At 66.0% G+C, this 22,583-nt stretch carries 16 protein-coding genes; 4 read left to right on the top strand and 12 right to left on the bottom strand.

Annotation, left to right across the window (positions count from 1 at the left end):
• Window positions 1-303 precede the first annotated feature (303 nt).
• The 3 genes from glgB to D3654_RS12685 are packed head-to-tail and all read right to left on the bottom strand — an operon-like array spanning window position 304 to window position 7,866.
• Window positions 304-3,972, bottom strand: a complete 3,669-nt coding sequence (gene glgB, locus D3654_RS12695; RefSeq protein ID WP_120521857.1) for a 1,4-alpha-glucan branching protein GlgB — start codon at window positions 3,970-3,972, stop codon at window positions 304-306.
• A gap of 1 nt (window position 3,973) precedes the next feature.
• Window positions 3,974-5,770 carry a maltose alpha-D-glucosyltransferase gene (gene treS / locus D3654_RS12690; protein WP_120521856.1) on the bottom strand — a complete coding sequence of 599 codons (1,797 nt, stop codon included), beginning with the start codon at window positions 5,768-5,770 and terminating at the stop codon, window positions 3,974-3,976.
• Between the two features lie 5 nt (window positions 5,771-5,775).
• On the bottom strand, window positions 5,776-7,866 hold the full coding sequence (locus tag D3654_RS12685; RefSeq protein ID WP_425359414.1) for an alpha-1,4-glucan--maltose-1-phosphate maltosyltransferase: 2,091 nt from the start codon (window positions 7,864-7,866) through the stop codon (window positions 5,776-5,778).
• Window positions 7,867-7,997: 131 nt separating this feature from the next.
• Between D3654_RS12685 and glgP the strand changes: the two genes are divergently transcribed.
• Window positions 7,998-10,616, top strand: coding sequence for an alpha-glucan family phosphorylase (gene glgP, locus D3654_RS12680; protein ID WP_205571796.1), 2,619 nt, complete (start codon window positions 7,998-8,000; stop codon window positions 10,614-10,616).
• Between the two features lie 108 nt (window positions 10,617-10,724).
• Here glgP and D3654_RS12675 read toward each other — a convergent pair whose 3' ends face one another.
• Together D3654_RS12675 and glgX are read right to left on the bottom strand one after the other, a co-directional pair.
• Window positions 10,725-11,084, bottom strand: a complete 360-nt coding sequence (locus tag D3654_RS12675; protein WP_120521853.1) for a barstar family protein — start codon at window positions 11,082-11,084, stop codon at window positions 10,725-10,727.
• A 40-nt stretch (window positions 11,085-11,124) separates the two neighbouring features.
• On the bottom strand, window positions 11,125-13,236 hold the full coding sequence (glgX, locus tag D3654_RS12670) for a glycogen debranching protein GlgX (protein WP_120521852.1): 2,112 nt from the start codon (window positions 13,234-13,236) through the stop codon (window positions 11,125-11,127).
• A gap of 130 nt (window positions 13,237-13,366) precedes the next feature.
• Here glgX and D3654_RS12665 point away from each other — a divergent pair, with 130 nt between their 5' ends.
• Entirely contained in the window at window positions 13,367-14,179 is an 813-nt protein-coding gene (locus tag D3654_RS12665) for a carbon-nitrogen hydrolase family protein (RefSeq protein ID WP_120521858.1), read from the top strand.
• 222 nt (window positions 14,180-14,401) lie between these two features.
• Here the strand turns inward: D3654_RS12665 and rlmB are convergent, their stop codons facing one another.
• From rlmB to D3654_RS12640, 5 genes are all read right to left on the bottom strand, one after another.
• Window positions 14,402-15,388: a 23S rRNA (guanosine(2251)-2'-O)-methyltransferase RlmB gene (gene rlmB / locus D3654_RS12660; protein ID WP_120521851.1), complete on the bottom strand. Its 987-nt coding sequence runs from the start codon at window positions 15,386-15,388 to the stop codon at window positions 14,402-14,404.
• Window positions 15,389-15,493: 105 nt separating this feature from the next.
• The gene (cysS, locus tag D3654_RS12655) at window positions 15,494-16,954 is read right to left on the bottom strand and encodes a cysteine--tRNA ligase (RefSeq protein WP_120521850.1); all 1,461 of its coding nucleotides are present in this window, start codon (window positions 16,952-16,954) and stop codon (window positions 15,494-15,496) included.
• A 9-nt stretch (window positions 16,955-16,963) separates the two neighbouring features.
• A complete protein-coding gene (gene ispF / locus D3654_RS12650) occupies window positions 16,964-17,497 on the bottom strand; it encodes a 2-C-methyl-D-erythritol 2,4-cyclodiphosphate synthase (protein WP_425359413.1) in 534 nt (177 codons plus the stop codon).
• On the bottom strand, window positions 17,497-18,279 hold the full coding sequence (ispD, locus tag D3654_RS12645) for a 2-C-methyl-D-erythritol 4-phosphate cytidylyltransferase (protein WP_120521848.1): 783 nt from the start codon (window positions 18,277-18,279) through the stop codon (window positions 17,497-17,499). Before ispD ends, ispF begins: the two co-directional genes overlap by 1 nt.
• Before the next feature lie 70 nt (window positions 18,280-18,349).
• Window positions 18,350-18,832 (bottom strand): CarD family transcriptional regulator, encoded by a 483-nt coding sequence (locus tag D3654_RS12640; protein WP_011690592.1) that lies wholly within the window; start codon window positions 18,830-18,832, stop codon window positions 18,350-18,352.
• 295 nt (window positions 18,833-19,127) lie between these two features.
• On the opposite strand from D3654_RS12640, the gene D3654_RS12635 reads away from it, so the two are divergent.
• Entirely contained in the window at window positions 19,128-19,709 is a 582-nt protein-coding gene (locus tag D3654_RS12635) for a hypothetical protein (RefSeq protein ID WP_120521847.1), read from the top strand.
• A gap of 68 nt (window positions 19,710-19,777) precedes the next feature.
• Here the strand turns inward: D3654_RS12635 and D3654_RS12630 are convergent, their stop codons facing one another.
• Window positions 19,778-20,458 carry a response regulator transcription factor gene (locus D3654_RS12630; protein WP_115789585.1) on the bottom strand — a complete coding sequence of 227 codons (681 nt, stop codon included), beginning with the start codon at window positions 20,456-20,458 and terminating at the stop codon, window positions 19,778-19,780.
• Window positions 20,455-21,660, bottom strand: coding sequence for a sensor histidine kinase (locus tag D3654_RS12625; protein WP_120521846.1), 1,206 nt, complete (start codon window positions 21,658-21,660; stop codon window positions 20,455-20,457). The genes D3654_RS12630 and D3654_RS12625 overlap by 4 nt, the downstream gene beginning before the upstream one ends.
• Before the next feature lie 221 nt (window positions 21,661-21,881).
• On the opposite strand from D3654_RS12625, the gene phoU reads away from it, so the two are divergent.
• On the top strand, window positions 21,882-22,535 hold the full coding sequence (phoU, locus tag D3654_RS12620; RefSeq protein WP_120521845.1) for a phosphate signaling complex protein PhoU: 654 nt from the start codon (window positions 21,882-21,884) through the stop codon (window positions 22,533-22,535).
• Window positions 22,536-22,583: the final 48 nt, after the last annotated feature.

Raw genomic sequence — 22,583 nt, 5'->3', positions numbered from 1 at the left:
CACTATTGAGTTCTCAAACAACAGACACACCCGGCACCACCCAAACCAAACATTCAGGATCGCTCCGGAGCAACTTTCCAAACTTACTCGCTGACTCGCATTCGGTCAAATCGGCGTTTCTGACTCGATGTTTCCGAGGAAAGCAAGTCATGCCCGCTGATCGCTCCTGTGGAGCAGCGCGGGTACTAACTCTACCACCACTTCCCGGAAGGCGCAAAAGGAGGGTCCGGAGACCCTCCTCTTGCAAGCGAACACGCCGTAGGCCGCCGCGGATTCCTCAGTCAGAAGGCCCGCGGGCACCCGCTAGGCGAGGGTGAACCAGGAGGCTCCCAGCGGCGGCAAGGTGACTGTGAGGGCAGCCGGCTGTCCCTCGGCTCCGGGCACCTTGGCAAGCAGGTCGCCGTCGTTGATGACACCGGAACCGCCAAACTCCTCGGCGTCGGTGTTGAGCACTTCCTGCCAGGCACCTTCGAACGGAACCCCGAGCACGTAGCCGTTGTGCGGCCCGCCGGAGAAGTTCACGGCACAGACCAGCGGTTTTCCATCCTGGTCCCAGCGGATGAACGTCAGCACGTTCCGGTCGGCGTCGCCGCCGTTGATCCATTGGAAGCCGCCGCCCTCGCTGTCGCGGGTGTAGAGCGCCGGGGTCTGCTTGTACAGTTCGTTCAGCTTCTTGGTGAGCAGCTGCAGCCCGCGGTGGGCCGGGATGTCGGCGAGGAACCAGTCAAGACCGTGCTGCTCGGACCACTCGGCCTCCTGGCCGAATTCGGTGCCCATGAAGATCAACTGCTTGCCGGGATGCGCCCACTGGTACGCGAGGAAGGCACGCAGGTTCGCCAGTTGCTTCCACCGGTCGCCGGGCATCTTGCGCAGCATCGAGCCCTTGCCGTGGACCACCTCGTCATGGCTGATCGGCAGCAGGAAGTTCTCGGTGAACGCATAGACCAGGGAGAACGTGACCGTTCCGTGGTGCCAACGCCGGTTCACCGGGTCCTCGGACATGTACTTGAGCGAGTCGTGCATCCAGCCCATGTTCCACTTGAGCCCGAAGCCCAGGCCGCCGGAACTAGTGGGAGCGGTGACCCCGGGGAAGGCCGTCGATTCCTCGGCGATGGTCACCGCGCCGGGGTGGGTCTTGTACACCGTGGCGTTGACTTCCTGGAGGAAGGAAATGGCTTCCAGGTTCTCCCTGCCGCCGTGGACGTTGGGGAACCACTGCCCTTCCTCGCGGGAGTAGTCGCGGTAGAGCATGGAGGCCACGGCGTCCACGCGCAGGCCGTCGATGTGGAACTCCTCGAGCCAGTAGAGGGCGTTGGCAACCAGGAAGTTCCGGACTTCGCGGCGGCCGAAGTCGAAGATCAGGGTGCCCCAGTCCGGGTGCTCCCCCAGCCGCGGATCGGAGTGCTCGTACAGGGCCTCACCGTCAAAGCGGGCCAGGGCCCATTCGTCCTTGGGGAAATGCGCCGGAACCCAGTCGAGGATGACGCCGATGCCGGCCTGGTGCAGGGAGTCGACCAGGAAGCGGAACTCATCGGGGTGGCCGAACCGGGACGTGGGTGCGTAATAGGAAGTGACCTGGTAGCCCCAGGAACCGCCGAAGGGGTGCTCCGCGACGGGCATGAATTCCACATGCGTGAAACCCAGCCACTTGACGTACTCCACCAGTTCCTTGGCGAGCTCCTTGTAGCCGAGGCCAAGCCGCCAGGAACCAAGGTGGACCTCGTAGACGCTCATCGGCGAGTTGTGCGGATCCTTGGTGGCCCGCTCTACCATCCAGGCGTCGTCCTTGAAGCTGTACCGGGACTCCACAACGCGGGAGGCGGTGAGCGGCGGGACCTCGGTGCCGAAGGCGAGGGGGTCGGCCCTTTCCACCCAGTGGCCGGCCTTGGTGAGGATCTCGAATTTGTAGCACGCCCCTGCTACAACACCGGGGACGAAAACTTCCCAGACACCCGAGGAGCCGAGGGAGCGCAGCGCGTGTTCGCGGCCGTCCCAGGAGTTGAAGTCGCCCTTGACGCGCACGGCCTGGGCGTTCGGCGCCCAGACGGAGAAGCCGACGCCGTCCACATCGCCGAGCGAGGAGCGGTAGTGCTGCACGTGGGCCCCCAGGGCGTCCCACAAGCGTTCGTGCCGGCCTTCACCGATCAGGTGCAGATCCACTTCGCCGAGGGTCGGGAGGTAGTGGTAGGGATCGTCGATGGTCACTGGGGCGCCGCCGTCGTACACGACTTCAAGGCGGTAATCCGGCACATGGCCGTGCTGCACGGGCTCCAGGACAGCGACCCATACGCCGTCGGCCTCGTGGCTCATGGGGGTCCTGCCGGCTTCGGTGACAACCATGACCGACTCGGCCAGGTGCTTGACCGTACGGATGGTGACGTGCCCGTGGTCGTCAAGATGGGCTCCGAGGATGGAGTGCGGCGCATGGTGCGCTCCGGCGGCCACGCGGGCCAGGGTGTTGCCGTCGACGGGGAGCGGAACCCGTGGCCGTTCGGTGCGTGCAGAGCCTGTCATTTCTTCACCTTCCAATGTCGCCGCGGCATCCGTGCCGGGGCTGGTACTGCCGAGGATTTGCCGCGAAGCGTTGACCGGGATGGGCAACCAGTCGGGCCTGTTGCGCAACTCGTAAACCACCTCGTACAAGGCTTTGTCCAGCCACAATGCCACAAACAGCGGCGAACCGCGGTCAATGGTTCCGGGCGTGACTTCGCTGTACCCGGAAAGGAATGCTTCGGCGCAATCGCTGACCCAGGAGTCAGGCACGGACGTTCCGGGATTTTCGCGGACGGCGGCCCCCGCGGCGTAGTCGAAGGAGCGGAGCATGCCCACCACATCGCGCAGGGGGACATCCGGAAGGGTACGTTCTTCAATGGGCCGCAGCGGCTCTCCCTCGAAGTCCAGGATCACCCACCGCCCGGGCTCGCCGGCCGTGTGCGGCGCCAGCAGGATCTGGCCCAGGTGCAGGTCGCCGTGGATGCGCTGCAAGGTGCCCGCCTTCAGCCCGGCAAGCCGGGACAGCAGGGACTCGAGTTGATCCCCGTAAGGCCCGACGGCGGTGCCCGCTTCCGCCCAGGAATGCCGGATGCGGCTGGCAACTCCGGGAGCGACCACATGGCCGGGTTCCGCTTCCAGTTCGCTGCCGAAGGCCTCGGAAAGCCGGGCGTGGACGGCCGCCGTGGCCCGCCCGAGTTCCCGGGCTTGCGCGGTGAAATCACGGCCGGCGGAGGCGGCCTCAACGGCGAGCCGCCAGGCGTCCTGGCTGTCCTTCACGAACTCATGCGCGACGGCGAGTTCCGCGGAAAGATGCGCGGCTTCCGCGTCCGTGCCCGACGGCCAGCTTCCCGTGACCCAGCCGCGGGTGGCCGGCACTTCGCTGCTGCCGGCCTCCGTCAGGGCAACACCGACCTCGATTTCCGGGTTGGAACCGGTGGACACCACCCGGTAGATCTTCACGATGGCGGGAGAAACGCCGTCGTCCACGATCACCGAGGTGTTGGACTGCTCTCCTCCGAGGACCCGCACCTTCGCGGGAAACGACGGCAGGCTCTGCGTCCCGGGCACGGAGTGGCCGCGGGCGGCCGTGCCCCCGGGTCCGGTCGTTCCACCGTCGCCGATCAGCGCCAGCCACCGCTCAATGAACTCCGGATCGTAGGCGGCGTCGTAGACCCAGCGCGTTCCGCCGTCGTCGTCCTGCACGACGCCGAGGAATGCCTTCTCGAGGCCGGGTGCTGCTTCCTGGCGGAAGCTGAGGGGCACCTGGACCACGTCGCCCTGGCGCGCGCCGCCCGCACCCGTGTAGGCGACGGACAGCAGGACGATCTCGAAGTCCACCGCGCCACCGGGACCGGCGAGCGGGAACGAGGCCGCTTCGTCCATGGCGAATCCGCCGCTTTTCACGGGAAACCAGCGCTGCCGCGGCAGCCACTCGCGCAACAGTCCGTCCAGGAGCTCATTCGGCGCAGGGAAGTACATGTCAGCCTTCGATCGAGAGGACGGGGATGGCCTGGGTGTACGGGGCGGACCCCGTGGATCCGGGTGACCGGACCCGGAGCCAGAAGAAGTCATGGCTGCCCAGCGTCAAGGTGAGCGTGCCGTCGGTTCCGATCCCGGGGAAGGGCTGGCCGCCGAAGACGTCGCGGAGCCCGCGGCCCGCGTACTCCGGGATGTCCAGGGTGGCCGCCACGGGATGCTGCGAGAGGTTGAAGACGCAGAGGACGGACTCGGCGTCGACCCCTTCCACGTTGCCTTCGGGAAGTTCCCGCAGGTAGGCCAGGACCACCTCGTGGTCGGCGGGGACGTGGCGGAATCCGCCAAGCCCGAACGCCGGGTGGTTCTTCCTGACGCTCAGGATCTGCCGGGTCCACCGCAGGAGCGAGCCCGAGTGCGCAGCTTCGGCTTCCACGTTCGCCATCGAGTAGTTGTACACGAGGGACTGGTTCACGGGCAGGTAGAGCTTTCCGGGGTCGGCGTGGGAGAAGCCTGCGTTCCTGTCGGGGTTCCATTGCATGGGCGTGCGCACGGCGTCGCGGTCATCGAGCCAGATGTTGTCGCCCATGCCGATTTCGTCGCCGTAGTACAGGAACGGCGAGCCGGGCAGCGAGAGCAGGAGGGCGTTGATGAGTTCGATTTCGGCGCGCGAGTTGTCCAGCAGCGAAGCGAGCCGGCGCCGGATGCCAATGTTGGCCCGCATCCGGGGGTCCGGTGCGTACCAGCCGTACATCGCGGCCCGCTCGTCCGCGGTGACCATTTCCAGGGTGAGTTCATCGTGGTTGCGCAGGAATGTGCCCCATTGCGCGCCGGCGGGAATTTCCGGGGTATCCCGCAGGGTCTCGATAATGGGCGCGGCTTTTTGGTCCCGGAGGGCGTAATACAGCCGCGGCATGATCGGAAAATGAAAGGCCATATGGCATTCCGGGTCTTCCTCCGTGCCGAAATAGTCCACCACGTCGTTGGGCAGCTGGTTCGCCTCCGCGATGATGACGCGCCCGGGGTAGTTCTCGTCCACCATTTTCCGCAGATCACGCAGGAACCCGTGGGTTGCGGGCAGGTTTTCGCAGTTGGTCCCCTCTTCTTCGAAAAGGTAGGGAATGGCGTCCGCGCGGAATCCGTCGATGCCTTGGTCCAGCCAGAAACGGACGACGTCGTAAAGCGCCTCGATGACCTTGGGATTCTCAAAATTCAGGTCCGGTTGGTGCGAGAAGAAACGGTGCCAGAAAAACTGCCGCCGAATGGGATCGAAAGTCCAGTTCGATTCCTCGGTGTCCACGAAGATAATGCGGGCGTCCTGGTACTTTTCGTCCGTATCGCTCCAGACGTAGAAGTCCCCGTAGGGCCCGTCCGGGTCTTTTCGGGACTCCTGGAACCAAGGGTGCTGGTCCGACGTGTGGTTCAAGGGCAGGTCGATGATGACCCGCACGCCCCTTGCGTGGGCTTCCGCGACGAGCCGCTTGAAATCACTGATGGTGCCGAACTCGTCCAGCACCGAGGTGTAGTCGGAGATGTCGTAGCCACCGTCGCGCAAGGGCGAGTGGAAGAACGGGGGAAGCCACAGGCAATCGACGCCCAGCCACTGGAGGTAGTCGAGCTTGTCGATCAGCCCGTGGAAATCCCCCGAACCATCACCGTTGGCGTCCGCGAAAGCCCTGACCAGCACTTCGTAAAAAACTGCCTTGCGGTACCAATGCGGGTCATGCTGCAGACCGGGCGCATTGAGTTCGAAAGTGTTCTTCGGTGTGAAGTACGGGTTGGTGCCCTGCGGAGCAAAACTCAATTGGCCTACCTCCGGATGCTCAGGATGTGTGCTGGTTCCACATGTGCGTCGAGCCGTACGTAGTTGTATTCGCCCCACTCCCAGCTTTCACCGCCGATGAGGTCGTCCACCCAGAAGCGCCCGTTGGCGGTGAAGTTCTCCTGGTCAAGCTCGAGTGCCGCGAGGTCGAGCGTGACGGTGCTTTCCCTCACGCTGTGCGGATCGACATTGACCACGATGATCAAGGTGTCCTTGCTGCCGTCCGGCAGGGTCTTGTGCTTCGAGAACACCACGGTGGCGTCGTCGGTGCTGCGGTGCAGGGTGAGGTTCTGCAGGTCACCGAGCGCCGGATGGGCCCTGCGGATTTCATTGAGCCGGGTGATGTACGGCGCAAGGGTGTGGCCCGAGGCCGCGGCGGCGTCCCAGTCCCTGTTCTTGTATTCGTACTTCTCGTTGTCGATGTACTCCTCGGCGCCGGGACGGGCGACGTGTTCGTACAGTTCGAACCCGGCATAGACACCCCAGAGCGGGCTCGCCGTGGCGGCAAGGACCGCACGGATCCGGAACGCCGCCGGCCCGCCGTACTGGAGGTATTCGGTGAGGATGTCCGGGGTGTTCACGAAGAAGTTGGGCCGGAAGTACGCCGGGGACACGTGGCTGACTTCGTGGAAGTATTCCTCGAGCTCGGTCTTGGTGTTCCGCCAGGTGAAATAGGTATAGGACTGCTGGAACCCTGCACGGCCCAGCGCGTGCATCATGGCCGGGCGGGTGAAGGCTTCGGCGAGGAACACGACGTCGGGATGCTTCTTGTTGACCTTCGCGATCAGCCATTCCCAGAACCACACCGGTTTGGTGTGCGGGTTGTCCACCCGGAAGATCTTCACGCCGTGGCTCACCCACAGCAGCACGATCCGCAGGATTTCCTTCGACAGGCCCTCGGGGTCGTTGTCGAAGTTCAGCGGGTAGATGTCCTGGTACTTCTTAGGCGGGTTCTCCGCGTACGCGATGCTGCCGTCCACGCGGGTGGTGAACCATTCGGGGTGCTCCTGCACCCAGGGGTGATCCGGCGCGGCCTGCAGGGCGAGGTCCAGCGCCACCTCGAGGCCGAGCTCGTTGGCCCGTGCCACGAAGGCATCGAAATCTTCGAAGGTGCCCAGTTCCGGGTGGATGGCGTCGTGCCCGCCGGCTGCCGAACCGATGGCCCACGGCGAGCCGGGATCCTGCGGCCCCGGGGTCAGGGTGTTGTTGCGGCCCTTGCGGTGCTGGAAGCCGATCGGGTGGATGGGCGGCAGGTAGATGACGTCGAAGCCCATGCCCGCAACGGCGTCCAACCGGTTCGCGGCGGTCCGGAAGTTGCCCGAGGTCCAGGCGTTGTTCGCGGGATCGTACACCGCTCCTTCGGAGCGAGGGAAGAATTCGTACCAGGCACCGCGGCCCGCGAGGTCGCGCTCGACCAGAAGCGGGAACTTCTCGGATTCTGCCACCAGTTCGCGGATCGGAAGGCGTTCGACGACGGCGGCCACCTCCTCGCTGAAACCGGCACCGAGGCGTTCTTCAACGGAGAGCGACGTGTCCGCGAGTCCTTCGGACGCGGCACGCAGGGTGCGCTTGTCCGCGGCGCTGCGGCCGGCGTCGTCGGCTGCTCCGGACAGCAGGGCGGCACCCTCGGCGAGCATCAGCTCAACGTCGATTCCCGCGGCCACCTTCACTTCGGCGTTGTGGTGCCACGTGCCGTAGCGGTCATGCCAGGCCTCCACCAGGAAGCTCCAGTTGCCGGGGGCAGACGGGGTGATCCGGCCCTCCCAGCGGTCGGTCCCCTTGCCCCGGTCCCCCGACGGCGGCGCCATGCGGACGCGCTGGCGCTCCTTGCCCTTGGGGTCCAGCAGCACGGCGGTGACGCCCAGCTGGTCGTGGCCTTCACGGAAGACCGTGGCACCGACCACGATGTCCTCGCCGGGCAGCGCCTTCGCGGGGAACCTGCCTTCTTCGATCACGGGCTGGACAGCAGTGATCGGGAACCTGCCGAACCGGAGTCCGGTGGTGATATCTGCCTTGGCTTTCGCCTTTGCAGGAGCCTTGCCAACTGCACTGGATCGCGGTGTTGCGGTAGTAGTCACAGGCTCGACGTTAGCGAGAAAAATCACGTTTCGCTAAGGTCCGGTACATATTCTTTGATGACAGGTGTCATTTACCTAAAAGAAACCTGAACCTGTTCCTGCAGCCCATTCGGTCGGTTAGTGTGACGCTCGTGAAGGCAATTCGAAGGTTTACCGTCCGCACCGTACTCCCTGAACCGATCCGGCCTCTGGCCCGTCTGGCGACCAATCTCCGCTGGTCCTGGCACCGACCTACGCGTGAGCTTTTTGCCAGCCTGGATCCGGCGCTGTGGGAAGAAAGCAAACATGATCCCGTCACCCTGCTTGGGTCGATCAGCCGTGAGCAGCTTGACCGGCTGGCCGCGGACGACGGGCTCGTGGAGCGGGTGCATAGTGCCGTAGCGGATCTGGACCGCTACCTCAGCGAACCGCGCTGGTACCAAGGCCTGGGCGAGGATGCACCCGCTTGCATCGCCTACTTCTCCCCGGAATTCGGCATCACTGAGGTCCTGCCGCAGTATTCCGGTGGCCTCGGCATCCTGGCCGGCGATCACCTCAAGGCGGCGTCTGACCTGGGTGTCCCCCTGATCGGCGTCGGGCTCCTCTACCAGGCAGGCTACTTCAAGCAGTCCCTGTCCAAGGACGCCTGGCAGCAGGAGACCTACCCCGTACTCGACCCGGACGGGCTCCCTTTGACCCTGTTGCGCGAACCGTCCAAGGACGGCAGCGGCAAGCCGGTGATCATCACCCTGCCGCTGCCCAACGGCCGCAAGCTGAACGCGCAGGTCTGGCGGGCCGATGTCGGGCGCGTTCCGCTGCTGCTGCTCGACTCGAACGTCTCCGGCAACGACGACGCCGCGCGCGGCATCACGGACAGGCTGTACGGCGGCGGCGGAGACCACAGGCTCCAGCAGGAGCTGCTGCTGGGCATGGGCGGCGTGAAGGCCCTGCGTGCCTACCAACGGCTCACCGGAACCCCCGCCCCGGAAGTCTTCCACACCAACGAAGGCCACGCCGGATTCCTCGGGATCGAGCGCATCCAGGAACTCATGTCCGCCGAATCCCCGCTCAACTGGGATGAGGCACTCGCCGCCGGCCGCGCGTCCACGGTGTTCACCACGCACACCCCGGTCCCGGCGGGCATCGACCGCTTCGAGGCCGTGCAGATCCGCCACTTCTTCGAAGCCGGCCTGGCACCGGCGGTCCCGGTGGACAAGGTTCTGGAGCTGGGGCGCGAAAACTACGACGGCGGCAACCCGGCCGTTTTCAACATGGCCGTGATGGGCCTGCGGCTCGCCCAGCGTGCCAACGGCGTGGCCAAGCTGCACGGCGTGGTGTCCCGGGAAATGTTCTCCGGGCTCTGGCCGGGGTTCGACCACTCGGAAGTACCCATCACCTCCGTCACCAACGGCGTGCATGTTCCGTCCTGGGTGGACCCGCGGATTTCCGAGCTGGCCGGAACCCAGTTCGGCGCGGATGCCAACGCCCCCGGCCGCTGGGACCTGGCCTACAACGTCAGCGACGAAGCCATCTGGGCGCTCCGCCGCGAGCTGCGGGTATCCTTGGTCAACGACGTGCGCAAGCGCTTACGTGCGTCATGGAAGAAGCGTGGCGCGGCAGACGCCGAGCTTGGCTGGACGGACACCGTGCTGGACCCGGACGTCCTCACCATCGGTTTCGCACGTCGCGTGCCCACTTACAAGCGCCTGACCCTCATGCTGCGCGACCCCGCGCGGCTGAAGGCGCTGCTGCTGGACAAGAAGCACCCGATCCAGCTGGTCATCGCCGGCAAGTCACACCCTGCGGACGACGCCGGCAAGAAGATGATCCAGGACCTGGTCCGTTTCACCGACGACCCCCAGGTGCGGCACCGGATCGTCTTCCTGCCCAACTACGACATCGCCATGGCACGCACGCTGTTCCCGGGCTGCGACGTCTGGCTGAACAACCCCCTGCGCCCGCTGGAAGCATGCGGCACGTCGGGCATGAAGGCGGCGATCAACGGTTCCCTCAACCTGTCCGTCCTGGACGGTTGGTGGGACGAGATGTACGACGGCGAGAACGGCTGGGCGATCCCCACCGCGAACAACGGTGCATCGGCAGAAGAACGGGACGACATCGAAGCGGCAGCCCTGTATGAGCTGCTGGAAACGCAGGTCGCGCCGCGATTCTACGGTTCGGTGGTGGCCCAGGGCGCCGGCGCGGCAGGACCTTCGGAGTCCGTTCCGCAGGCCGTCCCCACGCACTGGGTCTCGATGATCAAGCACACGCTGGCCAAGCTGGGTCCGGCGGTGTCGGCGGAGCGGATGCTGCAGGACTACGTGAACCGGCTCTACTGCCCGGCAGCTGTATCCGGGCGCCGTGCCGCCGCGGGCTCCTTCAAGGAGGCCAAGGACCTGGCCGCGTGGATTACCCGGGTCCGCAGTGCCTGGCCGCGACTTGTGGTGGAGCACGTGGACTCGGTGGGTGTTTCGGAAGAACCGCGGATCGGCGACTCGCTGCAGGTGAACGCCTACGTCGCGCTCCGCTCCCTGACCCCGGACGACGTCAGCGTCGAAATCGCATACGGCCGCGCCGAGGAAAGCGATGAGCTCGACGACGTCACCGTGGCCGAGCTGACCACGTTCGAGGAACTCGGCAACGGACGCTACCTGTTCTCCGGTTCCGTGCTGATCAATCGTTCGGGATCGTTCGGCTACACGGTGCGGGTCCTGCCGAAGCACCCGGCGCTGGCTTCCAAGGCCGAGCTTGGCCTGATCGCCAACGCCTGATTCACCACGGAAGGGGTGCCGGACCACGCGGTCCGGCACCCCTTCTGTTTCAGCCCTTGCGCGGGAGTTGTGTTTGCGGCGGGCGCCCCGTCTCAGTGGCGGCCGCCGCTACTGCTGGAAGACGGCGATGATCGCCAGGTCCCTGCCCGAGTACGCCTCCGCATCCTGCAGGATTTCGCAGACGACGCCGAACGAACGGTCCGTGCGGTACGCGGCCGGGACCTGCCAGACCAGCGTGACCGGCGCCTGTCCGTCTTCGGAGAGGCCGTCCGCGAAGTCGTGGAGGGAGTCGTTCAGGGCGTCCAGGTTCACGCCGTAGTACTCCGGGAAGTCCAGGACCTGCCCGAAGACCTCCAGGACGGCCTGCTTGCTGGACCCCGGCGGCACCAGGACGGTGCGGCGGCCGGCGTCGGCGATCTGTTCCTGGAGCTCCTCAAGGGTCCAGGTGTCCGCGGAGTAGATCTTCATGGCGTCCTACTTCCCTTCGACGATGAATGGGAACGACGGGTCAGGCACGGTAGATGTTGATCGTGTTGCCCTGGATGATGTCCTTTTCACCGGCGGCAACCAGCGCCCCGCGCCTGCGGTCGTTCAGTTCGGACGTGGTCAGGCGCAGCTCGAAGCGGGTGGCTCCGCCGCCGGCGGCGGGGCCCAGCTTGGGCAACACGATCTTGGTGTCGTCCTTGTTGCCGTTCATCACGATCAAGCCGCTGAAACCGCCGTCCTCGGAACCGATCAGCAACTGGACCAGGCGCAGGGAAGGATCGTTCCACCGGGAGTCGGTCATCCGGTCGCCCTTTTCGTCGAACCATTCGATGCCGGCGGCCTTTTCGGGGAACTTCTCCGGCTGGGCCGCAAGGAATTCCTTGCGGATCCGGATGACCCGTTTGGTGCTGCGGAACATCTCGTGCGATTCCGGCGTCTGGGTCCAGTCGATCCAGGTCAGGTTGTTGTCCTGGCAATAGGCGTTGTTGTTGCCGTGCTGGGTCCTGCCGAGTTCGTCGCCCGCGGTGATCATGGGCACGCCTAGGGAAACCATCAGGGTGGTCATCAGGTTCCGGCGTGAGCGGGCCCGTTCCGCCACGATGGCTTCGTCTTCCGTGCGGCCTTCGAAGCCGTGGTTGTAGCTGCGGTTGTCGCTGTGGCCGTCCCGGTTCTGTTCTCCGTTGGCCTCGTTGTGCTTGCGGTCGTAGGACACGAGGTCGGCCAGCGTGAAGCCGTCGTGGGCCGTGATGAAGTTCAGCGAGGCCAGGCGGGACCGGCCGGAATGGGCGAACACGCTGGCCGAGCCGCTCAGCGCGTCGGCGACGGCGCCGATGTTCCCGGTGGGCAGCCCGGCCTCGGCGGCCGCTCGGTCGGACAGCCAGAAACGCCGCACCTCGTCACGGAAGTGGTCGTTCCAGTCCACCCAGCCCTTGGGGAAGCCGCCGGTCTGCCAGCCGCCCCAGCCGACGTCCCACGGCTCCGAAATCAGCTTCACCGAGGACAGCACAGGATCCGCCTCGATGCGCTTGAGGAAGGGGTGGTTGGGGTCGAATTCGTTGCGGGCGTTGCGGCACAGCGTGACGGCGAGGTCGAAGCGGAAGCCGTCGATGTGGAACTCCTCCACCCAGTACCGCAGGGAATCGATGGCGAGGTCCACCACTCGCGGGTGGCTGAAGTCCAAGGTGTTACCGCAGCCGGTGGTGTCCAGGTAGCGGCCATGCGCGTCGTGGCGGTAGTACTGGTCTTCGCCGAGGCCACGGAAGCTGATGACGTCGCCGTCGGGTCCGGCCTCGGCGGTGTGGTTGTAGACGACGTCGAGGATCACCTCGAGCCCCGCGGCGTGCAGGAGCTTGACCATGCCTTTGAATTCGTCCTGGACCGCGTGCGGGCCGGCTTCCTGTGCGCTCCGCGTGGCGTAGTCCGGGTGCGGGGCGAAAAAGGCGGCGGTGTTGTAGCCCCAGTAGTTGGTCAGGCCAAGGTACTGGAGGTGCTGCTCGTCCAGGTGGAAGTGGACCGGGAGCAGTTGGATCGCGGTGACGCCGAGGGCCTCGAAGTGCTCGATCATGGCGGGGTGTGCCATGCCGGCGTAGGTGCCGCGCAGGTGTTCGGGGATGTCCGGGTGCAGCATGCTCTGGCCGCGGACATGGGCCTCGTAAATGATGGTGTCGCGCCACGGGGTGCGCACCGGCTGGTCGTTGCCCCAGTCGAAGGCGGGATCCATGCGCACGTTGCTGAGGAACTCGCCGTGCTGGTGGACCGCCCGGCCGTAAGGGTCGAGCAGGAGCTGCGGGGTGCCTTCGACGTCCAGGTCATCGGTCGGAAGGGCAACCGGGAGGGCTTCAATCCCTTCCCGTACGGCGCGGAAGCCGTAACGGGTGCCTGGCGGCATGCCGTCGACAATCCCGAAATGCACACCATCCGCCTTGTTCGGAAGGGTGCGGACGCGCCACGAACCGCCCGGTTCCTGGAAAGCGATTTCAACTTGGTCGAGCCCGGGGGCCCACACCGCGACGTTGACCTGGTCCGGTACGGACAGGTCGGTACCGGAAATTCCGGGCCGCGGAACACTTACACCGAGGGGCGTCGGACACGCTGCGTCCACGGTGGCTGCGGTTTCAAAAATCGGCATAACCATCGCCTCAAAGCTTAGCTCCCGCCGGGTAAAGACGTATCAAATGGTCGTTCTATTGCGGATTCCGCCCGGCCGGGCCCGCCCCGGCATACTGGACATGTCCGCTCTGGTCATCCCGCCCGTGGAGGTGCACATGCGCATTGCACTCGCTCAGATCATCACCGGCCGCGACCTCGCGGCCAATCTGGAACAGCTTGAAGACTACGCCCGGCAGGCCAAGGACGGCGGCGCCACGTTGGTGGTGTTCCCGGAAGCAACCATGCGGGCGTTCGGAAATTCGCTGACCGACATCGCCGAAGAGGTCGAGGGACCTTGGGCCAGCCGGGTCCGCCGGATCGCCGCCGAACTGGGGATCGTCATCGTGGCCGGAATGTTCACCCCGGGCCGCAACGCGGACGGCAGCAAGAACGGCAAAGTCCGGAACACCCTCCTGGCCGCCGGCCCCGGCGTCGAAACCAGCTATGACAAGATCCACCTCTTCGATGCCTTCGGTTTCGCCGAGTCGGACACCGTGGACGCCGGAACCGGGCCGGTGACCTTCGACGCCGGCGGCATCACCTTCGGCCTGGCCACGTGCTACGACATCCGGTTCCCGGCCCTGTTCACCGCCAACGCCGCACGCGGTGCCGTGGTGAACATCGTGTCCGCCTCCTGGGGCGCAGGCCCAGGCAAGGTAGACCAGTGGCAACTGCTGGCCCGTGCCCGCGCGGTGGACACCACCACCTTCGTCCTAGCGTGCGGACAGGGCGACCCGGCCACGCAGGGAGTCGAGTCAAAGGGAGCGGCCCCCACCGGCGTCGGACATTCCATGGTGGTCTCCCCGTTCGGCGAGGTCCTGGAATCCCTCGAAGGCGCCCCGGGTCTCCTTTTCGCAGACCTCGACCCCGCCGTGGTAGAAGAAGCCAGAACCAAACTCCCAGTCCTGGCCAACCGCCGCGATTTCTAGCAACAAAAACAGCAACGCTCCCTGCCAGAAGGCAAAGGGAGCGGTAGCTGCTAAAGGACAATCGGCGCATGACATGCACAGCCGTGGCGGTCTTTTCGCAAGGAGCGCATCGCGATGCATCGGGCACCGAAGGTCGCCAAGCGACCGCAGGTGCCCTCTTGCATCGTGTCTAAGCGACGCCGAAAAGGCCGACGCGGCGGCCCAAGCCAACCAGCGGTGGCCTTACTTAGCCGCCCGCTGCCGGGAGACTTCGTACAGGGAGATGCCCACCGCCATGGAAGCATTCAGCGACTCCATGGCCGAGTCGATCGGGATCGAGACGATCTGGTCGCAGTTCTCGCGGACGAGGCGGCTGAGGCCCTTGCCTTCGGAACCCACCACGATGCAGACCGGCTCCGTGGCCAGGGTGAGGTCCGGCAGCGAGACGTCGCCGCCGCCGTCGAGCCCCAGCACGTAGATGCCCATCTCCTTGAACTGGTTCAGGGTGTTGTTAAGGTTCGACGCGCGGGCCACCGGCACGCGGACCGCGGCACCGGCGCTGGTCTTCCAGGCGGAGGCGGTGACGCCGACGGAGCGGCGCTCCGGGACGATGACGCCGTGGCCGCTGAACGCGGAGACCGAGCGGATGATGGCACCGAGGTTGCGGGGGTCGGTGATACCGTCGAGCGCGACGAAGAGCGGGGCGTTGGCGATGTGCCCCTTCTTCCACTTGGCGACGGTTTCTTCGGCGAGGTCGTACGCGTCTTCATACTCGTACGGCGGGATCTGCAGGACGAGGCCCTGGTGCACGGCGTCGTCGGTCATCCGGTCAAGTTCCGGCTTGCCGGTTTCCAGCAGCGGGATGCCGCGTTCGGCGGCGATCTTAAGGGATTCGCGGACGCGTTCGTCCATGTCGATGCGGATGGCCACGTGCAGGGCCTTCGCGGGGATGCCGGCGCGCAGGGCCTCGACCACGGAGTTGCGGCCGGTCACGACCTCTTCGGTGGCGCGTCCCTTGGGGCCGGAGCGGGCACCCTGGCCCGGACGGGCGGTGGCGCGCTTGGCCGCGGAACGCTCGGCGAGCTGCTTGTTCTTGTAGGCCTTGTGGTAGACGCGGTCCTCGGCCTTGGGCGTGGGGCCTTTGCCTTCCAGGGCCTTCCGACCGTGGCCGCCGGTTCCGACGGAGGGGCCTTTCTTCTTCTTGACCGCCCGGCGACCGTTGTTGGCCATGGTTGTTTCCACCCTTGTTTGAATTGATGAGTCTGCAGACAAGTCTACTGAACGCCTGCAATTCGGCTGCAGGGGCCGGGGTCCGGGCAGTACCCGGCGTTCCGCTCAGTCGCGCTTGAGGGTCCAGCTGGCGCCTTCGGCGCCGTCCTCGACGACGATCCCGGCGGCCGCGAGCGTGTCCCGGATGGCGTCCGACGCGGCCCAGTCCTTGTTGGCGCGCGCCTGCGCGCGGGCTTCCAGCTGGGCTTCTACAAGGACCTTGAGCGCCTCGTTGGTGGCGTGTTCGTCCTGCGCCGGGGCGGCGGCGTCGCTGATGCCCAGGACCCGGAGCATGTCCGTGACGGACACCAGGGCCTGGCGTGCGGCGTCGAGTTCGCCGGCGGTCAGGGCTGCATTGCCGGCGCGCACGGTGTCGTGGAGCACGCCGAGGGCCTGGGGCACGTTGAGGTCGTCGTCCATCGCGGCTTCGAAGGCTTCCGGCACCTTGCCGTGGCTGGCGAAGTACAGGGCGCCGTCGGCGGAGGCCAGCGCACGGGCGGCTCGGCTGATGAATCCGTCAATGCGCTCGACGGCGGCAGCGGCCTCTTGCAGCGACGTCGGACGGTAGTCCAGCACCGAGCGGTAGTGCGCCTGGCCCAGGTAGTAGCGGACGACGCGGGGCGACGCGAGGTCGAGCATCTCGGCCGGGCTGATCGTGTTGCCGACCGACTTGGACATCTTCTCGCCCTCGTAGGTGACCATGCCGTTGTGCATCCAGAAGTTGGCGAAGCCGTCCCCTGCCGCTTGGGACTGGGCCATCTCGTTTTCGTGGTGCGGGAAGCGCAGGTCCAGGCCGCCGCCGTGGATGTCGAAACGGTCGCCGAGGTATTTGGTGACCATGGCGGAGCATTCCAGGTGCCAGCCGGGACGTCCGGCGCCCCAGGGCGAGGCCCAGCTGGCGGTGTCCGGGTCCCCGTCCTTGTGGCCCTTCCAGAGGGCGAAGTCGCGGGGATCCTTCTTGCCGCGGGGGTCGGCGTCCGGGGCTGCCTGCATGTCGTCGATGTTCTGGCGGGTCAGGGAGCCGTACCGGCTCCAGGAACGCACGTCGAAGTACACATCCCCCGAGCCGTCCAGGGCGGGGTAGGCGTGGCCGCGGTCGATGAGCCGCTGGACCAAGGCGTGCATTTCCGGGATGTGGCCGGTGGCGCGGGGCTCGTAGGTGGGCCGCTGCACGCCCAGGACCTCGTAGGCCTTCTCGAATTCCTGCTCGTAGCGGTAGGCAAGGGCCCACCATTCCTCGGCGTATTTGGCGGTGGTCTCCTCGCACCATTCGTCGGTGAACGACTGCGCGGACTTCGCGAGGATCTTGTCGTCGATGTCGGTGACGTTGCGGACTACCGTGACGCGCAGGCCCCGGTACTCGAGCCAGCGGGTCAGTTGGTCGAAGGCGATCGCCGAACGCACGTGCCCCACGTGCGGCATGCCCTGCACGGTGGCACCGCAGTAGTAGACGCTCGCCTTTCCGGCTTCGAGTGGGACGAAGTCTCGGACTTCGGCGGAGGCGGTGTCGTAAAAGCGCAGGGTCACCGCACCAGATTATCCGATAGGCCCGTCTTCCGAGGGGCTTCCGGCCGCCGGGTAGACGAGCGCGGTGGCGACGGCGGAAATCCCCTCGCCGCGCCCGGTGAAGCCGAGGCCGTCGCTGGTGGTCGCCGTGACACTGACCGGCGCACCAGCCGCGGCGCTGAGCACCTGCTGCGACTCTTCGCGCCGCGGACCGAACTTCGGACGGTTGGCGACGAACTGCACCGCGATGTTGCCGATCTCGAAGCCGGCCGCGCGCACGATGCGGGCGGCCTCAGTCAGGAGCGTGGCGCCGGAGGCCCCGGCGTATTCGGGCCGGTCCGTGCCGAAGTGGGTCCCGAGGTCGCCGATTCCGCAGGCCGAGAAAAGCGCGTCCGCCGCGGCGTGGGCGACGCAGTCGCCATCGGAATGGCCGGACAGCCCGCGTTCACCTTCCCAGAAGAGGCCGCCCAGCCAGAGGGGCTGCGGATCGTCCTCGGCAGCGTACGCATGCACATCCACCCCGATGCCGGTACGGGGCAGGATCATTGGTGTTCCGGGGGTCATCAGCCCTCCACCCAGCGCATGCCAAGCGGACCTTCAAGCAGGCCCTCGGCGATGATCAGGTCCAGCGGGGTGGTGATCTTGAGGGACTGGCTCGCTCCCTGCACCACGTGCACCGGGGTGCCGAGGAGTTCCACCAGCATGGCGTCATCGGTGATGGCGGCGGAACGGGCGGCGTCGAAGGATTCGGCCGCCGCGTGCGCCTGGAGCAGGGTCTCGAGATCGAAGCCCTGGGGTGTTTGCACGGCGCGGAGCTGTTCGCGGGGTGCGGTGCCGGTGACCAGTTCCGGCGCGATCGCGGCGTCGCTGCCGTCGGTTTCGACGACGGTCTTCACCGTGTCCACCACCGGCGTCGCCGGGATGACGGCTTTCGCGCCGGCCGCCAGTGCTTCGGACACGCGGTGGAAGACCCGCTCCGGGGCCAGGGCGCGGGCAGCGTCGTGGACCAGCACCCATCGGGTCCCTTCCAGGACGGCACCCAGCGCCGCCCGCACGGACTCCGCACGTGTGGATCCGCCGTCGACGACGCTCAGCAGCGGCCCGTCGGCACTGTTCTCCGCCGCGAACGCCTCGCACAGCGCCCGTAGCTCGCCGTCGCCTTCCGGAACCGCGACGCAGATCTGGCGGGCAACGCCGGCGGCGGCCACGCCGCGGAGGGCATGGGTCAGGATGGCTTCCCCGCCAAGAGGCACTTTCGCCTTGGGCATGCCGTACCCCAGCCGCTGGCCCGAGCCTGCGGCCACGACGACGACGGCGGTTGCCCCGTGTTGGGATGCTGTAGTCATGCGCCCAAGCCTACGTGAGAGGGCATAAAGAAACCCCGGCGGCACCATGGGTGCCGCCGGGGTTCAATTCTCAGGAAGCCAGGACCTCGTCGAGAACGCTTGCCGCCTTCTCTTCGTCGGTCTTTTCCGCCAGGGCCAATTCCGAAATCAGAATCTGCCGGGCCTTGGCCAGCATCCGCTTTTCACCTGCGGACAGGCCCCGGTCGTGATCGCGGCGCCACAGGTCACGGACGACCTCTGCGACCTTGATGACGTCACCGGAAGCAAGCTTCTCCAGGTTTGCCTTGTAACGACGCGACCAGTTGGTGGGTTCCTCGGTGAACTCGGCGCGGAGGACATCGAAAACGTGCTCCAGGCCTTCCTTGCCCACTACGTCACGAACCCCAACAAGGTCAACGTTCTCTGCTGGAACTTCAATGGTCAGATCACCCTGAGCCACCTTGAGCTTGAGATACATCTTCTCTTCGCCCTTGATGGTGCGCATTTTGATTTCCTCAATCTTCGCTGCACCGTGGTGAGGGTAAACTACTGTCTCGCCGACCTCAAAAACCATGTGGACTTTCCCCTTTCCCGCAGACCAGTTTATCACGTTTAAGGCATACGACTGGCCCGGGCAGCGGGCATGAAGCCCGGAATCACGCGGGAATCGGCCGATTTGCCCCTGGCGAACCCCCTTGACGAACGCGTTCAAAAGTGCATGCGGGCGGGTTGGGCGGACCCCGGACGGCCCATGGGACGGCAGCCACATTGCGCACACGAATCCTTGTTTCCTTTGGTTTGCCGATAGGCTATGGCTGAAAAGTGTTCCAATGACTCTTAGAGGAGTACGTGTCGTGCGCAATACTGCGATGAACCGTGTCCAGCGCGGCAAGCTGGCCATGGCGGCTGTGGCCATCGGTGCCGGCCTTCTGTCCGTAACAGGTTGCGGCTACATCAACGCCCAGCAGACCAGCCACCAGTACGCAGCCTCCGACGGAGTCAAAGCAGACCTCGGATCGCTGGAACTGCGCAACATCGCAATCGTTTCCACTGGCGCGGACAAGCCGGGCCGCGTGATCGGCGCCGTGTTCAACCAGTCTTCGAGCGATGCGACCCTGGTGATCAACGGCGCGAACGGTGCCCAGACCAGCGTCCCGGTGAAGGCGAAGTCGCAGACCTACCTGAACGAGGAAAGCGATGCTGCGATCCTCAGCAGCGCCGGCGGAAACCCCGGTTCCTTGGTGACTGTGTCCCTGTCTGCAGGCTCTGAGTCCTCCAAGCTCCAGGTCCCGGTTTTGGACGGCTCCCTGGTTGAGTACCAGAAGTACCTGCCGGCCGGCGCCACCCCGACGGCGACCCCGGGCTCCACCGCGAGCGAGGGCGCCACCCACAAGGGCGAGAGCGGCCACGCGACCGAACCGGCAACGACGCCGAGCGAGTCCGGCCACTAAGGACCAGATAACGCAAGAGGAGGGCCTCCGCACGCCGGGGAGGCCCTCCTCTTTGCATTCGCCGCGGCTTACGGCTCGAACTTGTACCCCAGCCCACGCACCGTCACGAGGTACCGAGGCGCCGAGGGGTCGGGTTCGATCTTGCCGCGCAGGCGCTTCACGTGGACGTCCAGGGTCTTGGTGTCGCCCACATAGTCGGAGCCCCACACCCGGTCGATCAGCTGGCCGCGGGTCAGCACCCGGCCCGAATTGCGCAGGAGCATTTCCAGCAGTTCGAACTCCTTCAGGGGCAGCGCCACCTGCTCACCGTTCACGCTGACCACGTGCCGCTCGATGTCCATGCGCACCGGACCGGCCTGCACCGTGGAGGTGATGAGCTCCTCGGGTTCTCCCTGCCTGCGCAGCACGGCGCGCACGCGGGCCACGAGTTCGCGCGAAGAGTACGGCTTGGTGACGTAGTCGTCGGCGCCGAGCTCCAGTCCCACCACTTTGTCGATTTCCGAATCCTTGGCCGTCAGCATGATGACCGGCACGCCGGAACGCTGGCGCAGCTGGCGGCAGACCTCGGTGCCCGGAGTGCCGGGAAGCTGGAGGTCAAGCAGCACGAGGTCGGCGCCGTTGCGGTCGAATTCCACGAGGGCGTCAGTGCCGTTGTCCACCACCTGGACGTCGAAGCCTTCCTTGCCCAGCAAATAGGACAAGGGATCGCTGAAGGACTCCTCGTCCTCCACAATGAGTATCCTGCTCAAGCACTTGCTCCTTGCTCATGGGCGCCAGCCGCGCCCGCGGTCTGAATGGCGCCGCGCGGTGCCGCCGCGGCGTCGTCGGCGTCCTGGCCCTCAAGCTCAGGCAGCCGGATGGTGAACGTCGATCCCTGGCCGGGCTGGGACCACAGCGTCACTTCGCCGCCATGGTTGGACACCACGTGCTTGACGATGCTCAGGCCCAAGCCGGTGCCGCCGGTCTGCCGGGACCGCGCCGCGTCCACCCGGTAGAAGCGTTCGAAGACCCGTTCCTGTTCCTCGGGGCCGATCCCCTCGCCCTGGTCGGTGACCGAGATGGCAACCACGCCCTCCTTCGCCCGGACCCCGACGCCCACCCGGGTGTTCTCCGGCGAGTAGCGGATCGCGTTGTCGATGAGGTTGCGCAGGGCGGTCACGAGGAGGTCCTGGTCGCCGAAGACGTGGGATTCGCAGCGCCCGCCCACCACGATGGTGATGTTCTTGCTTTCGGCCGGAAGCTGGGAACGGTCCACGGCTTCGGCCACCACGTTGTTGATATCCACGACGTGGCCTTGCTGGGCGACGTTGGCGCCCTGGAGCCGGGAAAGCTCGATGATGTCCTGCACCAGGGCGGCGAGGCGGCCGGACTCCTTGTGCATGCGCCGGGCGAAGCGGCGGACGGCTTCCTCGTCGTCGGGGCTGGCTTCGAGGGCTTCGGCGAGCAGCGAGATCGCGCCCACCGGGGTCTTCAGTTCATGGGAGACGTTCGCGACGAAGTCGTTGCGGATCTCCTCGGTACGGGTGATCTCGGTGCGGTCATCAGCGAGCAGCACGATGTATTCCCAGCCGAGCATGGCCGCCCGGACCTGCACCACGATGCTGCCCTTGCCCATGGGACCGCGCGGAAGTTCGAGGGTCTCCTCCAGGATGACGCCGTCACGGCGGACCTTCGCGGTCATGTCCAGGAGTTGCTTGTGGACCACGGTGTGCCCGCGCACCAGGCCGTATGCGTAGGCGGCTGGACTGGCCCGGACGACGCCGTCGATCGCGTCCACCACTACGAAAGCGCGCCCGACGACGGAAAGGACTTCCGCGGCGCCTTCCGGCAGGAGGGGCTCGTCGACGTCGACATCGGTGATGGTGCGCTGCCGCTCGCTGAGCCTGAAGGCGAGCACGCCCAAGACACCGCAAGATAAGCCGACAAGGCCTGCGATGACACCGACGAGCACTGGATCCACGCATCCAGCATATGCGTTCAAAACACGGCAATTCCGGCTTGCGCAGCCAAACGGGCCCGGTTCAACTAACGTTCATCTAAAGATGCGCAGCCGTTCACCGCGCGCTGCCACCCTTGCTGGTTGGACAATACAGCAGCGCGCGCCGTACAGGCCGCGCCGCTGGGATGCACTGCACGAATGTACTGCAGAGATGTACAGAGAGAGGACGCCACGTGCGCAAGGTTTTTCAGGAGGAACTCACCCAGGTGGGCGAAGACCTCATCGAGATCTCAAAGCTGGTCACGGAGGCGATCCGGAACGCTACCACGGCGTTCGAGGGAGCCGATGTGGACCTGGCACAGGATGTCATCGCGGCCGATGCCCGGATCGACTTCCTGCAGAACAGCCTGGACGAGCGCGCCATCGACATCCTCGCCCTGCAGGGGCCGGTGGCCAGCGACCTGCGCATGATCGTTGGTTCGCTGCGGATGAGCGCCTCGCTGGAGCGCATGGGCGACCTTGCCCGCCACGTGGCACAGCTCGCCCGCCTGCGCTTCCCGGCCACCGTCATTCCGGAGGCCCTCACCGCGACGTTCAAGGAAATGGCGCAGATCGACCTCGACATCAGCCTCAAGGTCACCCAACTGCTCGAGACCCGGGACCTTGAGGTTGCCCGCGACATCGTCAAGCTGAACATCGCCCTCGACGACCTGCACCTGAGCGTGTTCAAGGCGATCGCCGAGCCTTCCTGGCAGGAGTCGCCGTCGACCACCGTGGACGTCGCCCTGGCAAGCCGCTACTTCGAACGCTTCGCCGATCACGGTGTTTCCGTTGCCCGCAAGGTCAGCTACCTGGTCACCGGCGAGTGGCAGCCGGAAGGCTTCTAACTCCGCAATGTGTTAACGACGCCGGCCGCCCACCTCGAAAGGTGGGCG

This window comes from Arthrobacter celericrescens, assembly GCF_003614925.1.
In the GTDB taxonomy this organism is placed as follows: Bacteria; Actinomycetota; Actinomycetes; order Actinomycetales; family Micrococcaceae; genus Arthrobacter; species Arthrobacter celericrescens.
The sequence above is the reverse complement of the archived record's forward strand: the minus strand, read 5'-3'. Positions and strand labels throughout refer to the sequence as shown.